16 protein-coding genes are annotated in these 14601 nt (G+C 34.5%); 10 read left to right on the top strand and 6 right to left on the bottom strand.

What is annotated here, in order from left to right; all coding sequences use genetic code 11:
• Positions 1 to 142 precede the first annotated feature (142 nt).
• On the bottom strand, positions 143 to 1795 hold the full coding sequence (locus tag ACFOWA_RS14290; RefSeq protein WP_378986269.1) for an ATP-binding protein: 1653 nt from the start codon (positions 1793 to 1795) through the stop codon (positions 143 to 145).
• A 300-nt stretch (positions 1796 to 2095) separates the two neighbouring features.
• Here ACFOWA_RS14290 and ACFOWA_RS14285 point away from each other — a divergent pair, with 300 nt between their 5' ends.
• From ACFOWA_RS14285 to ACFOWA_RS14270, 4 genes are all read left to right on the top strand, one after another.
• Entirely contained in the window at positions 2096 to 2785 is a 690-nt protein-coding gene (locus tag ACFOWA_RS14285; RefSeq protein ID WP_378986267.1) for a DUF421 domain-containing protein, read from the top strand.
• Positions 2786 to 2878: 93 nt separating this feature from the next.
• Positions 2879 to 4129 carry a cation:proton antiporter gene (locus ACFOWA_RS14280; RefSeq protein WP_378986265.1) on the top strand — a complete coding sequence of 417 codons (1251 nt, stop codon included), beginning with the start codon at positions 2879 to 2881 and terminating at the stop codon, positions 4127 to 4129.
• 198 nt (positions 4130 to 4327) lie between these two features.
• Complete coding sequence (locus tag ACFOWA_RS14275) at positions 4328 to 4606, top strand: DUF6958 family protein (RefSeq protein WP_378986263.1); 279 nt, start codon at positions 4328 to 4330, stop codon at positions 4604 to 4606.
• A 168-nt stretch (positions 4607 to 4774) separates the two neighbouring features.
• Complete coding sequence (locus ACFOWA_RS14270) at positions 4775 to 5440, top strand: DUF4142 domain-containing protein (RefSeq protein WP_378986261.1); 666 nt, start codon at positions 4775 to 4777, stop codon at positions 5438 to 5440.
• Positions 5441 to 5458: 18 nt separating this feature from the next.
• Here the strand turns inward: ACFOWA_RS14270 and ACFOWA_RS14265 are convergent, their stop codons facing one another.
• Positions 5459 to 6550: an adenylate/guanylate cyclase domain-containing protein gene (locus tag ACFOWA_RS14265; RefSeq protein ID WP_378986259.1), complete on the bottom strand. Its 1092-nt coding sequence runs from the start codon at positions 6548 to 6550 to the stop codon at positions 5459 to 5461.
• A 254-nt stretch (positions 6551 to 6804) separates the two neighbouring features.
• Between ACFOWA_RS14265 and ACFOWA_RS14260 the strand changes: the two genes are divergently transcribed.
• The 4 genes from ACFOWA_RS14260 to ACFOWA_RS14245 all read left to right on the top strand — a co-directional run bounded on the left by ACFOWA_RS14260 (position 6805) and on the right by ACFOWA_RS14245 (position 9515).
• On the top strand, positions 6805 to 6942 hold the full coding sequence (locus ACFOWA_RS14260) for a hypothetical protein (RefSeq protein ID WP_378986257.1): 138 nt from the start codon (positions 6805 to 6807) through the stop codon (positions 6940 to 6942).
• Between the two features lie 100 nt (positions 6943 to 7042).
• On the top strand, positions 7043 to 7864 hold the full coding sequence (locus ACFOWA_RS14255) for an alpha/beta fold hydrolase (RefSeq protein WP_378986255.1): 822 nt from the start codon (positions 7043 to 7045) through the stop codon (positions 7862 to 7864).
• Between the two features lie 134 nt (positions 7865 to 7998).
• Entirely contained in the window at positions 7999 to 9240 is a 1242-nt protein-coding gene (locus tag ACFOWA_RS14250) for an FAD-dependent oxidoreductase (protein ID WP_378986253.1), read from the top strand.
• A 2-nt stretch (positions 9241 to 9242) separates the two neighbouring features.
• Complete coding sequence (locus ACFOWA_RS14245) at positions 9243 to 9515, top strand: UBP-type zinc finger domain-containing protein (RefSeq protein WP_378986251.1); 273 nt, start codon at positions 9243 to 9245, stop codon at positions 9513 to 9515.
• A gap of 39 nt (positions 9516 to 9554) precedes the next feature.
• On the opposite strand, the gene ACFOWA_RS14240 is transcribed toward ACFOWA_RS14245, so the two are convergent.
• Complete coding sequence (locus ACFOWA_RS14240; RefSeq protein WP_378986249.1) at positions 9555 to 10076, bottom strand: GNAT family N-acetyltransferase; 522 nt, start codon at positions 10074 to 10076, stop codon at positions 9555 to 9557.
• A gap of 180 nt (positions 10077 to 10256) precedes the next feature.
• On the opposite strand from ACFOWA_RS14240, the gene ACFOWA_RS14235 reads away from it, so the two are divergent.
• A complete protein-coding gene (locus ACFOWA_RS14235; RefSeq protein ID WP_378986247.1) occupies positions 10257 to 10388 on the top strand; it encodes a hypothetical protein in 132 nt (43 codons plus the stop codon).
• A gap of 176 nt (positions 10389 to 10564) precedes the next feature.
• A complete protein-coding gene (locus ACFOWA_RS14230; protein ID WP_378986245.1) occupies positions 10565 to 11401 on the top strand; it encodes a transporter in 837 nt (278 codons plus the stop codon).
• Between the two features lie 177 nt (positions 11402 to 11578).
• Here ACFOWA_RS14230 and ACFOWA_RS14225 read toward each other — a convergent pair whose 3' ends face one another.
• Genes ACFOWA_RS14225 through ACFOWA_RS14215 form a run of 3 tightly spaced genes read right to left on the bottom strand, consistent with a single transcriptional unit; the run spans position 11579 to position 14563 of the window.
• On the bottom strand, positions 11579 to 12493 hold the full coding sequence (locus tag ACFOWA_RS14225) for a glycerophosphodiester phosphodiesterase family protein (RefSeq protein ID WP_378986243.1): 915 nt from the start codon (positions 12491 to 12493) through the stop codon (positions 11579 to 11581).
• A 1-nt stretch (position 12494) separates the two neighbouring features.
• Positions 12495 to 13769 carry an alkaline phosphatase family protein gene (locus ACFOWA_RS14220; protein ID WP_378986241.1) on the bottom strand — a complete coding sequence of 425 codons (1275 nt, stop codon included), beginning with the start codon at positions 13767 to 13769 and terminating at the stop codon, positions 12495 to 12497.
• A gap of 11 nt (positions 13770 to 13780) precedes the next feature.
• The gene (locus ACFOWA_RS14215) at positions 13781 to 14563 is read right to left on the bottom strand and encodes a S1/P1 nuclease (protein WP_378986239.1); all 783 of its coding nucleotides are present in this window, start codon (positions 14561 to 14563) and stop codon (positions 13781 to 13783) included.
• Positions 14564 to 14601 lie beyond the last annotated feature (38 nt).

The raw sequence follows: 14601 nt of genomic DNA, 5'->3' as shown, positions 1-14601 counted from the left end.
TAACCTCTTTGTTTGTAACCTCAAAGGTAACTTTATCTTACAGATTTGGAAAGATGAACGTCCTAATATTTCAAATCAATCATCAAACAGGTGATGTTTTGATAATTTAGCTTCATTATTTTAGAATCAATTGGTTAATTTATTACTGATAGGGTATTGAAAAACGGACTATACAGCCTTGTCCTTCTTCACTTTCAAGCTCAATGTTACCGCCTTGCAGTTTAACCAGCTTACGGCAAAGATATAATCCTAGTCCTGTACCCGGCTTTTGTCCACCAGCTTGGTAATAAGGAGAAAACAATTTGGCTTGCTTATTTTTCGGTATTCCTGAACCTGTATCTTTTACGGTTACTACGAGCAAATGATTAGGTCCTTTATCATCCAGAATGGCCGACAAATTAACATAGCCGCTATCGGTATATTTTATAGCATTGCTTAATAGATTTATCAGTATTTGTTTAAGGCGTAAACTATCTCCATTTACCTGTTGTTCCGTCTTTCCGTCGAATTCAAGTTTTAAATTAATGCCTTTTTTTTCAGCCATAAAACGCATGGCTTCTACAGAATCATTAATTGCTTCATAAGGCGAAAAAGGTTCGATTTTTAATTCCGCTGGAGCTTGTTCTAATTTGCTAACATCAAGTACGTTGTTTACCGTTTCGAGCAGAAGAGCAGAAGATAAATTGATTGATTTAACTGGTTTTTCTTGTTCGGGTATTAATTGAGTTCTTTTGAGCATGTAAACAGCTCCATTAATTGCCATTAATTTATTGCGAATTTCATGGCTCATAATTGCAAGTATTTCCGATTTCTGTCCGGCCAATCTTACAGCCCTCGAATTTTCCATTATGTATTGCCTTTCTGATGTGGAAGCCTTGCGAATGTATATGATGAGTATTATGATGAATAATAAAATAAGTGCAGAAGATACACCAGTAAAAGTGTTTAAATCGAGCGAAGCTGACCGATATTCTTCCAGTATTTCTTCGCGACTTTTTTCGAAAGCAATTCGCTCAATATTCTGTAGCTGCAATAAAACTTGCCTCAACTCCGTAAGCAGATTTAAATTTGCTAAAATCATTTCTTGATTGGATTGAGTAAGTAGGCCATATTGCTCACCTAAGTCTTTTAATAAATCTTGGTTTTGCTTAGCATCTGCTTTCTCCTGAATTTTATTTTTTTCAATGGTTAATACCTTTACATCCGAAGTGTTTTGAACTGCATCTTTTAGCCGTTTGATTAAACCTCTGTTAGTTGGTTCTTGATAAGTTGAAACAGAGGTATCCGTTTGCAATTTTACCTGTCCAAATTCTTTTGCCGATGAGTTATCTTTTATTGAGCTTAATGTTGTTTTCTCAAGCAATAAAGTAAATCTCTTTTGAAGATCGAATAACTGCTGTGAAACCGCTAGTTTTTGTTGCAGGGCAAGTGCTATTTGCTGCTTGCTTTTTGGTATGTGACTATTGCCATCGGATTTGTAACGTTCTAGAATAGTTTCCATTTTCGCTAAAATGGATTTAAGATTTTTCTTGTATGCATCTAAATCAGTTATATTGCCATTCGCACTAGCCTGTTGAAAACTATTTTCAGTAACGTTTAAATCAACAAGTAACCTGCTTATGTTTTGTTGTTGCCAAGGCTGCCTAAGCTCACTACTTAATCGATCCAATTTAGTAGAAATTGTATAGCGTAGTATGAACGACCCAGCGGTTAGTATGAAGGTTAAAATGAGGAAAATAATAAACAGTTTTCTGATAATTCCAGTAAAACTTTCGGATTGACGCTTATTAATCATCAGGGATTATTGCTTATAGGGTTGAAAGTAAAAAATGCTTGGCTAATTATTGGTATAATTAAAATTAGATTTAAACCAAAAACGTAGATGTAATAACATCCATTCTATGCCATATTTAAAATTCATCAGTATTTGAATCTATCTTAAAAGGAAAAAAGTTTTTTTTTGTTTTAAGAGTGAAACATTTTTTTTGATATCTATTGGAGGCGACTAGCACAAAATCTTCTAAAAGCTAAATCGAGCAGCGCATAAATTTTTAATCTAACCATTTACAATACTTTTTGTTGTGGATAGAATATTATGCTTCTACAAATAGATTATCAAAATGTCTTTCTAAAAGATTTAGACTTTTCACTCGCCACAGAAATCGGGATCAGAACAATAATTATGTTCATTCTGGTTTTAATATTTCTTCGTTCTACCGGAAAGAAAGGTGTTCGCCAACTTAGTATTTTTGAAGTTGCAATAATTATAGCTCTTGGTTCTGCTGCTGGCGACCCTATGTTTAACAGTGAATTTGCGATTGTCCCTTCGTTGATTGTTTTTATTTTCATTTTGGGTACCTATCGTTTGATAACGTATTTAGCTTCTAAAAGCCAAACCATAGAAAACCTGTTAGAAGGAGAACCGATTTATATCATTGAGGATGGTATTTTTACTTTAAAAAAGGAGGGTGATGCCAATTTTGCGAAAGACGAGTTCTTTGCAGAAATGCGGGCTCAAAATATTGAACATGTAGGACAGGTACGCACAGCATTACTTGAATCAAATGGTCAGGTAAGTTTTCTTTTTTACCCAATTGATGAGCATCAACCCGGTTTGCCAATTTATCCCAAAGCATTTTCAAAACGTTCGGAAGATATTACAATAGCGGGAGAATATGCCTGTACGCATTGCGCAAAGGTTGAACATTTATCCGTTTCATCTACGTGCAAAAGATGCGGAAAAAAGGAATGGGTATTGGCTATAAATAGCAAAAGAGAAAATTAAAATGTTGTGCATATTTTTTATAGGCAATGTTTAGCGCAAATAAATTATTTGCAGAACATATTTAAACAATCGTATTGTAAGCGATAAACATCAATGAGCCAATATATTTTTTTAATGTTGATTGCAGGTTTAGGAAGCATTGGTATGGCTTTTATGCCAGCATTGGCAAAAAAAATAAAAATTTCCTATTCATTAATTTACGTCGCTATTGGCGCATTAATTTTTTCATTATGGCCTAATTTTCTTCCAGCACCACTTCCACAGAAGGATAATTTTCTAGTGATTCATTTAACAGAGTTAATTGTAATTATTTCTTTAATGGGAACAGGAATTAAAATCGACCGCAGTTTTTCTTTTAAAAGCTGGAATACTCCGCTAAGGTTAATTTTTGTTGCAATGATTTTATGTATCGCTGGATGTGTGTTTATGGGCGTTTTTATGCTGGAAATTGCCTTACCATCTGCCATATTGCTTGGTGCTGTTTTGGCACCAACAGACCCAGTACTTGCAGCCGATGTTCAGGTTGGTCCACCAAATGAATCTGGTAAATCTGAAACTAAATTTGCGCTAACCTCCGAAGCTGGTCTTAATGATGGGATGGCTTTTCCTTTTACCTGGCTGGCTATTCTTGCTGTAACCAAAGGACTTAATACTGATACCTTAACATACTGGTTTGGTTATTACCTTTTATACAAAGTTGCCGCAGGCATTTTACTTGGTTGGCTTTGCGGAAAATTAGTAGGTTATCTGGTGTTTTCTATATCCGAAAAATTTAGATTATTAAAAGCTTCGGATGGATTTTTAGCCATTTCGGTTACCTTATTGGCATATTCGGTTACAGAAGCACTACATGGTTATGGTTTTATTGCAGTTTTTGTGAGTGGATTAACGTTAAGACATTTTGAAAAAAGGCACGAATATCATCAGCAGCTACATTCTTTTACAGATCAAATGGAAAGAATGCTTTTGGCGGTTCTTTTAATATTTTTTGGAGGTTCGCTTGTATCAGGAATTTTAAAGCCACTAAATTTAGAGATGATTGTTGTATCACTCGTATTTTTAATGCTGGTAAGACCAATCGTTTCATATGCTTCATTAACTAAAGCCAAAATTCATTGGAAGGAAAGGCTGGCCATTAGTTTTTTTGGTATCAGGGGAATGGGCTCTATTTATTACTTGTCTTTCGCTTTGCAAGAGGCAACTTTTGAAAATGTAGATACGCTATGGGCAATTGTTGCCTTTACTATTTTAGTTTCCATAATTATACATGGTTTTACCGCTACATCTGTTATGAGTTATTTAAGGGTAACGGTTGAAAAACCTGTTGCATCGCATAACCAATAATCACTTTAAAGCATAACAGGCAATTGTTTTAAGTAGCAAGGCTGCCAGATATTTCATATCATGTAAATTGGGTAATTTTTATAGTTATTCGACAGCTAATCCTTTTGATAAAAATGCAAGTTATTTATAAGTTTAGGCTCACGTCTTTCGGCATTATTATATTTCATTAAATTAGCTTAATAAAATAAGTTTAAGAGGATGAAAAATTCGACCATACAAACTCTACATCCAAATCCTGAAAAATCGAATAAGAAAATTGATGTGGATAAATATGAAACCATTAAAAGTGCCCTGCTTGAAATTTTAGCTGATAAGCAATACACTCATACCGAACTGATGGAGGCTCTGTATCAAAAAGTTAAAGATAATTTTGAAGGTGGTGTTCAATGGTATGGAGAAACCGTTAAACTAGATTTAGAGGCTAGAAAATTGATTGAAAGAACTCGTAGCAAACCTGAAAAATATCGATTGGTATAAGGGCGAGATTGTTTCATTATTTTCTGTAAACCGAAATATTATTCGAGGTAAGTTATTTGCTTTCCCAGTCCCTTATAGAATATTTATATCTGTTAGTTCAGGCATCAAAAGATTTTTCAAACTTTCTATCTATTCTTATGGTTTTAACAATAGTTCAACTTATAGAATATGAAAAACCATTTGAATTCCTTAAAATTAAGCGTTAGCATTTTATTACTTGTTATTTTATCTGCTACAACAGTAAAAGCACATACCAATCTAATAAAATCAACAACTGTTCAAGATAGTTCAGGTTCATCAGTGTTTTTACAACAGGTTACCATCCTGACGAATCAGGCGCTTTTAACATCTAAAATTGCTGCGGATAAGGCAAGTAATAGCCAGTTGAAAAGTTTAGGACAACAAATGGTGGATAAAAACATTCAAATGATGGATGAACTCCGCAAACTTGGTAAAACTAAAAGTGTTAACGCTATTAATGCAAGTCCGCAAAGTGGGATAAGACCAGACGGACGTGTAGATTCTGCACCGATAAATCTACAAGATACTGCAAGACTTAATAATGCAACTGGGGAAGCTGTAGGTTCATCTAAGAATTATAATTCAACAGTAAATGATGTTGATGTAGCCAAAGAAATTGTTAACCTAAAGGGTTTAAATGGTGCAGGCTTCGATAAGGCATATCAAACAAGTGCTATAAATAACCAAACAAAATTAATGGCAGCATTACAAAGCGGAACAACATCAACCGATAATGAAATAAAGAAATTCGCTAGAAAGGCTTTATCAGTTACTAAATCAAATTTAAACAAGTTAGAAAAAATGAGTTTCTAATGGTTACATTATCTGAATTTAGCTTTTAGAAATTGTATATATTTCCATCAATGCATTTCTACCTTTAAGCAAGTGTTCGCCTTTAGATGTTAGTTCATATCTGTTAGACGCATTAAGTTCGTTAACAAGATTTTTTGATATTAAAATATCTACATTAAGTTGGTTGCAAAGGGCTTGTATTCTTGCCGAAACGTTGAGAACATCACCAGAAAAAATAATCTCTTTTTTTAACGAGCCAATTTCTCCAGCGGTAACTTTTCCAACGTGTAGGCCAGCTTTAAATTCGGGTACAACTCCAAAAGTACTGTTATATTTTTGTGCTTGTTTTCCCATTAAAGCTTTCATTTCGAAAAAACATTCGATGCAATTGTTATTCTTTATTCCATCCTTAAGTTTCCAGCATATAATCATCTCATCGCCAGCATATTGATAAATTATTCCGCCATAATCAATAACAGCATTCGAAAGGTCGAAGAAGTATTCCTTAAGCATTTCAAAGTATTTAAAATGGCCAAGATTTTGCGCTATTGTAGTTGATGATTTCATATCTAAAAACATGAAAATCCGCTCTTCTTCTATAGGATGATGGTATTTCCCCAGAAAAAAGTTGCTTAAAGTTCCAGGTCCAATACTATCATTAAATTCAGCATAGAATTGTGTAATTATGATTATTGAAGCCACGTAAAGCAAAATACCAACTAAAGAATAGTTGGTAAAAAATGTCCAAACCGGAATAAATAAATTTACTGTGGCATCATTACTTTGAATTAATGCAGCATTGATAAGTAAGGCTATGGCGAGAAAAATCATCACAATGGCCAGGTAAATGATTGATTTAAGTACTATCTTTTTTGCAAAGCTTTTTCTAATAAACCATTTATTAAAAAAACGAATTTCCAATACCCCTGTAATAAAACCCATTATCAGGCCTGAAATGGATAGCGTTAAAATATTCCTTAAAAAATTATATTCGATACCTGTTGATGGATAATGGTCCATATTTCCGAGAATTCCAACCTCTAAGGCTGCATAAATAAGGCTAAAAATAAACCACAGTACCCCAAAAGGAATAACTCTATTAATATTTCTTCTGGTTTTAGGTGAAAGCATAAATTATTAAGGTTCCATCAATAATAGTGTTTATAAAAGAAATACCAATACGAAGTGTAAGGTAAATTCTCCCAAATATAAAAATATGAATTTCATAACATCATCATAATAATTACCAGCCATTTATAGTAATTTTATTGTATTGAAGGAGGTAAGATTTGGTTAATCTGTTTATAAATACACAATCTATCAACTCGTCTTTCAAAATATAAATCCTGTGATTATATTTGTTTAAATTACTTAATTACAAATCGATGAACGCCCTAATAATCGATAATTATCTTATTGCCAGTGCAACTTTTGCTATGGCCAAGCAAAGCCCTAAACTTAGGTTTGCCGATAGATTAATTTTGCCTTTCAATCTTAGTTATACCTTAACGGATGATTTTTAGATCGCTCTATTTTACTAAAGCGCTAAAAATAAAGCATTTATGCTTGGTTAATATTAACCTATAATTTCATTTACTAGTTAAAACCTTAAACCCCTATAAAATGAGTACGCTAAAATTAAAAGACGGAACAGAAATTTTTTACAAAGATTTAGGATCTGGTCAGCCAATTATGTTCCACCATGGATGGCCATTATCAGCTGATGATTGGGATGCACAAATGATATTTTTCCTGCAGAGAGGTTACCGCGTTATTGCGCATGATAGAAGGGGACATGGAAGGTCAAGTCAAACAACATCAGGGCATGAAATGGAAACATATGCAGCCGACGTAGCCGAACTAACTGAATTTTTAGATCTTAAAGATGCGATACACATCGGTCATTCTACTGGCGGCGGTGAAGTTATCCGTTATGTAAATAAATATGGTAAAGATAGGGTATCAAAAGCCGTATTGATAAGTGCCGTACCACCAGTAATGGTACAAAGTGAAACAAATCCTGATGGTGTGCCGATTTCAGTTTTCGATAATATCAGAGACCAGACACTTAATAACAGGCAACAATTTTATATCGATTTGACAGTTCCATTTTACGGATACAACAGAGAAGCGGCTGAAATAAAAGAAGGAATACAAAGGAATTGGTGGAGGCAAGGTATGATGGGTAGCAATGTAGCGCACTATGAATGTATCAAAGCATTTTCGGAAACCGATTTTACGGAAGATTTAAAAGCAGTTGATGTACCGGTATTAGTGTTGCATGGCGAGGATGATCAAATTGTTCCTTATCAAAATGCAGGTGTAAAATCGGCCAAGCTCTTAAAAAATGGTAAGCTAATTACCTATCCTGGATTTCCACATGGAATGCCAACTACAGAAGCTGCTACAATTAACCGAGATATTCTAACATTCATTGAATCATAATCGGTAGCCAATAACATCTTATCTTGAAGAAATAATAATAGACTTGTCGATGAGCATAATGGGTATAAAATTTTAAAATATTTTATACCCATTAAGTTAAGATTATTAATTTCAATAGCTGTAAACCTTATTTTATGAACCGATTAAAATTATACGGTAAGCCAGACTCTCCAGAAATTTATCCAATAAGGGATTTTTTAGCTAGGAGTGTTATAGATTTCGATTGGTTTGATATTACAAATGAAGGTTCGGATTTGGATCAGTCTATCATTTCTAATAATCCACAGCTTGCTCCTGTAGTAAAATTTCCTGATGGTAAAGTTATCATAAACCCAAGTTTGGAACAAATAGCCAGTAATTTAGGGTGGATAGCAGAACCTAAATATCAGGAATATGACCTTTCCATATATGGAGCTGGGCCAGCAGGTTTAAGTGCAGCTGTTTATGCGGCATCAGAAGGCTTGAAAACAGTTTTGATAGAGCGAGATGCAATCGGTGGTCAAGCAGGATCTAGCTCATTAATTGAGAATTATTTAGGTTTTCCTCAAGGCATATCAGGTTCGAATCTTGCAGAGCAGGCCAGGCAGCAAGCATTAAAATTTGGTGTTGAAATTTTGCTTTTAAGAGAAGGTGTAAAGGGAACTTTTTATGATAATAAAATCCATGTTGACTTTGCGACGGGAGAGAAGCTAGTGGCTAAAACAAATATCTGTGCCACGGGTGTAGAGTACAACAAGCTAAATCTCCCTAATGAAGAAAAATTTTTTCACAAAGGAATTTATTATGGCGCTGGTGCAAGTGAAGCATATTTTTGCAAGGATAAAGATTTATTTATTGTAGGTGGAGGCAATTCAGCCGGGCAGGCGGCTTCATACTTTTCTGGTTTTGCAAAACGTGTCTTTATGGTAATCCGAAAAGGTAGTCTCGAAGAAACATTGTCAGAATATTTGATAACCAGAATTGCAAGTATCAAAAATATATTTGTTTTGTATCATTCGGAGGTAACAGATTTGGATGGGGATGATTATTTACAACGGATAAAAATTGTAAATAGTAAGCTTGGTACAGAAGAATGGCATGAAACCTCTAAATTATTTATTTGCATCGGTGGAAAACCCAACACAGAATGGGCAGCTGAAACCGCCATTTTAAGGGATAGAAATGGTTATATATTTACCGGAAATGATCTGGTTGGCCTTAATCAATTCAATACATGTTGGGAACTAGATAGGCTCCCATATCACTTAGAAACCAGTGTGCCTGGTTCGTTTGCAGCAGGTGATGTAAGATTTAATTCAGTAAAAAGAGTAGCATCTGCCGTTGGCGAAGGGGCAATGGCTGTAACACAAGTTCATCAATATCTATCAAAATTATAACTATGGAAAATTTAGAAATATGCAGCCATCTTTTGGCTATAAAAGATTTGAAAATTGCAAAAGAATTGGTGTGTGAAGAATGCGTTAAACAAGGAACAGACTGGGTACATTTACGCACTTGCCAATCTTGCGGTATAACTTTGTGTTGTGATTCATCGCCCGAACAGCACATGTCTCATCATTGCAAAGCGCAGAATCATGCTGTGGTAATTTCTTCCGAACCGGGAGAAAGATGGCTTTATTGTTATTTAGATGATGAAATGGTTGAGTATTAGCTGTTGATTGTATTACTGTTTAACTTCGGCTATTTATTATTATGTTAAAATTTTGCGCATCATGATATCAGTTTGTATATCATTGCCCATTTTAAAAACATGTTTGTCAAATGCTATGAATCCGTTTTTTTCATAGAATTTAATTGCTTTTGGATTTTCTTCCCACACACCTAACCAAATTGATTTTAAATGCTTTTGTTGAGCTACTTCTAAAGCTTTATCATACAGCAATTGACCAATCTTTTTTCCATGATAATTCGCTTTGACATATATGCGTTCAATTTCTAAAGCACATGTATCTTGAAGTTCCGTTTGAGCATCTCCAGTATTAATTTTTAAATAACCAATTGGAACTTCACTATCCCAAACGATAAAAAACATCGATTCTTTATTCGAAAGTTCCTTTTTTATTTTCTCCTCACTAAAACTTTCTGATAGATACTTTTTCATATCAGCTTCGGTGTTACTCGATGCAAATGTTTCAAAAAAAGTTTCCTTACCAATTAATTGTACAATTTTATAATCGTTATTAGAGGCAAGGGTGATGTTATGAGTTTCCATATGTTATTGCAAATATTCTAATTTAAAATTTGAAAGAGCAAAATCAATATATTAATATTTCCTCGATTTGTTTTTATACGTGTGAAGTTTTATTAATAAAGCAGTTATGAGTTTATTACTTAATCAAAATTTAAAACTTTTGTCTAATTAATTAGTTGTATTAGAATCTAATTTGTCAGGATGAAAAAGTTAAAATGGATTGAATTTTCGATAGCCATGATTGCTTTATTGCTTCTTATTTTTCTGTTGTTTAACATTTTAAGCTTTAAAGAAGAGCCAAGGCAACGCTCACTAAATGGTTATCCGATGTAAGTAAATTTTACGGTTAAGTTTAATTCATCTTTACTATTGAACGTTTTTAAAATATACGGAATTGGTAACCATTTATCTCAAAAACGATCGCTCTAAAAACCCTATGGTTTATTTTTATATAATGGATTGAAAACTTTGCGTAGTTTTTCATTGTTGTAAATCCAAGACAAAACCAAATGAGAAAAATACATATTTTAACGTGCTTCCTGCTTTTATCAAATTTATCGCTCCTAGCGCAAGAAAAGAAAGGCATGTCATATACTCTTTTTCATCCTGTTCCAAAAGTATCCCTTAGAGAAATGGAAACTGACAGACCAGATATTACCGAATCTCCAATAACTATAGATGCTGGTCATTTTCAATATGAAAGTGATCTTTTTAGATTAGAAAGACAGCATAGTGATGAATCTTTGACCAATACTTTTCTTTTTAACCAATCAAACCTAAAACTAGGACTTACCAATTCCACAGCTTTACAGCTTGTGGTTCAAAGTTATAATTATCAAAAGGAAAAGTCTGTAGAAGATGGTTCTACAGAACATTCTCACGGATTTGGAGATATTACCTTGCGTATTAAACAAAATTTGCTTGGAAATGATAAAGGAAATTTTGCAATAGCAGTTTTGCCTTACATAAAATTTCCAACATCGAAAGTGGAAAAAGAGAACCGATATGAAGGTGGGCTTATTATACCGATGGCTTTAAAACTGCCCAATGAATGGAAACTTGGAATGCAGATGGAAATAGACAGATTACAAAATATGGATGATTCTGGACTACATACAGAACTCCTTCAATCACTTTCTATTGGTCATGACCTTGTTAAGCACCTTACCGGCATTGCGGAAACCTATTATAATTATGACTTGGCACATCACCATTGGAATAATTTTTTAAATGCAGCTTTGCAGTTAGAACTTGCGAAGAATGTTAAAGTTGATGGGGGCCTAAATTATGGAATTCAACACGATGCTATGAAAAGCTATTTTGTAGGTTTGTCATTTAGGCTATAGATAAGGGTATTACCAAAGCATCGATGGCGTAAGAAAATAATATAGAGTAGAGAAATCTATTATAGAAATATATGGATTAAATATCCAACAACTAAAAACTATCAGTATAATATCAAATTAATAAAAACGAATTTATTGAAGATTGATCCCAGTATTCCTTAGGATCAATCTACATTATTATTTTTTTGCTACAACCAATTTATTGGTTTTAAGGCCTTTTTCTTTAGCGTACTTCTGTAATTCAGCCGCACTTTGTGCAACTCTATCGCTCGATAGAATATCAGCACCATTCTCAATCAGCTTAGCGTATGAGCCTTCACCTTGCGCAATTGCTCGCTTATCTAAGTTACCCATTGTGCCTAAAATGCACCAAATGCCTTTGCTATGCAAATAATCGTAAACTTCTTTATTTGGCTCTGAAGTACCCACAAAGGCAACAATTCTGTTGTTCGGAATTCCCATTTGGTTTAATCGTTCTAAATCAGCCACTGTTCTAATTGAAGCAGAAATCATTAAATCGGGTGCTAACTTATAAACTTCACTGGCTTGTGTTGCACTGTAGGTAATGATGATGCTATAAGATTCTGCCTTATTTCGCCTAACGGCTTCTATCATTTTTTTATAAGGAACACCTCTTTTTACATCCAATGTAAAAATCACTTTATCTTTTCCCCATACTAAAACTTCATCCAATGTAGGGATGTGAAAAGTAGTAAGAGTGCCTTCATTATCTTTTAGTAAAACTTGCTTTAACTCTTCAAGACTTTTTTCTTTAACCAAACCTGTTCCGTTAGAAGTTCTCTCCAATCGGTCGTCATGCATCATCACAGGCATAGAATCTTTTGTTAATGATGCATCGCATTCGATGATAGAAGGATGTAATTTTACGCTATTGGCAAAAGTTTCTATTGCATTCTCGGGAAATCCAGGTACTGGTCCACCGCGATGGCAACTTACAAGCGGATACCTAGAAGGGGTCCACAACATAAATTCCTGCAATTCTTTAACATTTTTAAGCTTTAAAGCATATTGTTGACTATAGCCTGTAGTGCAGATTAGTAATGTAAATGCGATTAATAACAGTTTTCTCATTTTAGTTGTTTTTTAAAATCGATTGAAGAACTTCAAACTTTCCATCTATTTGCTCTTGATACGTTAAACCAAGAATATTTGCGATTAGCGGGTAAATGTTAACATTTTCAAACGATGGGATTTCAAGATTGTTTTTAAATGCAGGTCCCCAGGCCATAAAGGTAGCATGCATATCTTTAACTACTGTTGGGTCAAATCCATGATATCCGGCACCAGGCTTTCTGCTCGAAAAAACTTTTGGCCAGGTAGGGATAAGTAATATATCTCCAATTCTATTCATTTTATCGTCACTTGCGCTGTAATGAAGATGTTCTGGCATTTCACTTTTCAGATAGGCTGTATAATCCTTTTCTTCCCGTTTTAGCTGTTCGTACAATGGTTTAACATCTGCTTTATTTTTAGCATGAATGTCCATCATCGTTCCAGATGAGGCAATGATATACTTTGCGGTATCTATCATTTTTGGCGTAGGTAAAGGGTTTTCTCTGTCAACTGGTGTCATACCATGATCAGAAACAAAAATGTAGTTGACTGGCAGTTTGGTTGATTGAACTGCTTTTGTTAATTCAAAAATGATGCTATCAACTTCTTTTACTGCATGGTCGGCTTGTTCAGAGTTTGGTCCGAAACTATGACCGGCATGATCTGGCTCAGAAAGATAAAAAGTAATTAAGTGAGGCCTTTTATCTTCAGGCATCATTAGCCATTCTTTTACCTTTGCAATACGCTGAGCAACCGGAATTTTCTCATTGTAATCATAATAAAAACTCGGACGAAGCCCTTTTATTTCTGCCTCAGAACCAACCCAGAACATGCTGGCTGCATTCATTTGCTGCTGCTCTGCAAGTACCCATAACGGCGTTCCTCCGTACCATTTTCCATCTCTAACTTTGTTTTTAGCACCCATTGAATACCTTTCATTTGTTTTTTCATCCAGAAAACTGTTATTTACTAAGCCGTGGTGTGAAGGATATAAACCAGTTACCAAGCTATAGTGATTAGGAAAGGTAACTGAAGGGAACGATGGAATCATGGAATTTGCTCTTACGCCGTTTTTACTTAAATCCAATAAATTATTGGCTTGGTATTTCTTTGCATAATCCCAACGAAAGCCATCAGCAGAAATAAGTATTACATATGGTTTGTTCTGTTGGGCCAGAGCGTTTTTTCTATCAGAAGTGTGTTGTGCCGTATCGGATTGTGCATTAGCAGTTAATCCGGATACAACCATCCATAGGAAAATAAAAACTGCAATAGGTGATTTAAAATTTATCATTATTAATTTACTTATTTATAGATATCGTTTATAACTACTGCCAATCTCAACCCTGCTTGTGCAAGTCTTTTCTTCATTATCTCCGAATGTTTAGGGTAATAATCATAATCAAATTCGGGGTTCTGAGCAGCTTCAGCATATAATTGGGCAGTAATTTGGTAAGATTCAAAAGCCCATTTAGATAGTTCATCTTTTTGCCAATTCCTGCTTTCTTTTTTATTAATGGTATCGCAATCTGCAGCAAGCTCATTGTAAGTCATACCAGCATAATCGATTAGTCCGCTGTCCCAAAGTCCGTGAAGGTTTCCTTCTTTACGCATGAGTTTAATTTTAATTCCATTACCGCCAGAATCTTCAGAATGTCCGGTGTGCATTGGTTGATGGATATCGCCAACCAAGTGAACCAGAAATTTAAGGGCAAATACCTTATCCTGTTTAGGTTTTGCTGGATCCTTTAAATCTGCAATACAATTAATTATTGCTTTATAGATGTTTGGTTTATCCATAGTTTTCACTTGCATGGTAAAATCTTCGTAGCTCAATCCTTCGGGAAGATTTACATAATGCCATGGTGCGGTATAGGCAAATTGTTTGTAAGATCTGATTTCATCGGGATAGGTACTAACCATTGCCAGGTTTTCACTTCCTAAAAGATCTTTAACAGCCGCACTTGCTCTTTTGCTTAAATGATTTTGGGCAATTTTGCCAATAGCACGGTGACCAACTACGCCCCACGACATAAATAGAATGGCAAATGAGAGGCAAAGAACCGGAATAATAATTTTTTTTAACATTGTTGAAATATTAAAGCAGGGGAGCCATTACCTCCCCT

Origin of the sequence: Pedobacter lithocola (assembly GCF_042650845.1) — a bacterium.
Taxonomy (GTDB): domain Bacteria; phylum Bacteroidota; class Bacteroidia; order Sphingobacteriales; family Sphingobacteriaceae; genus Pedobacter; species Pedobacter lithocola.
Note: the sequence above shows the minus strand (reverse complement) of the source record. Positions and strands in the feature narration are given on the sequence as shown.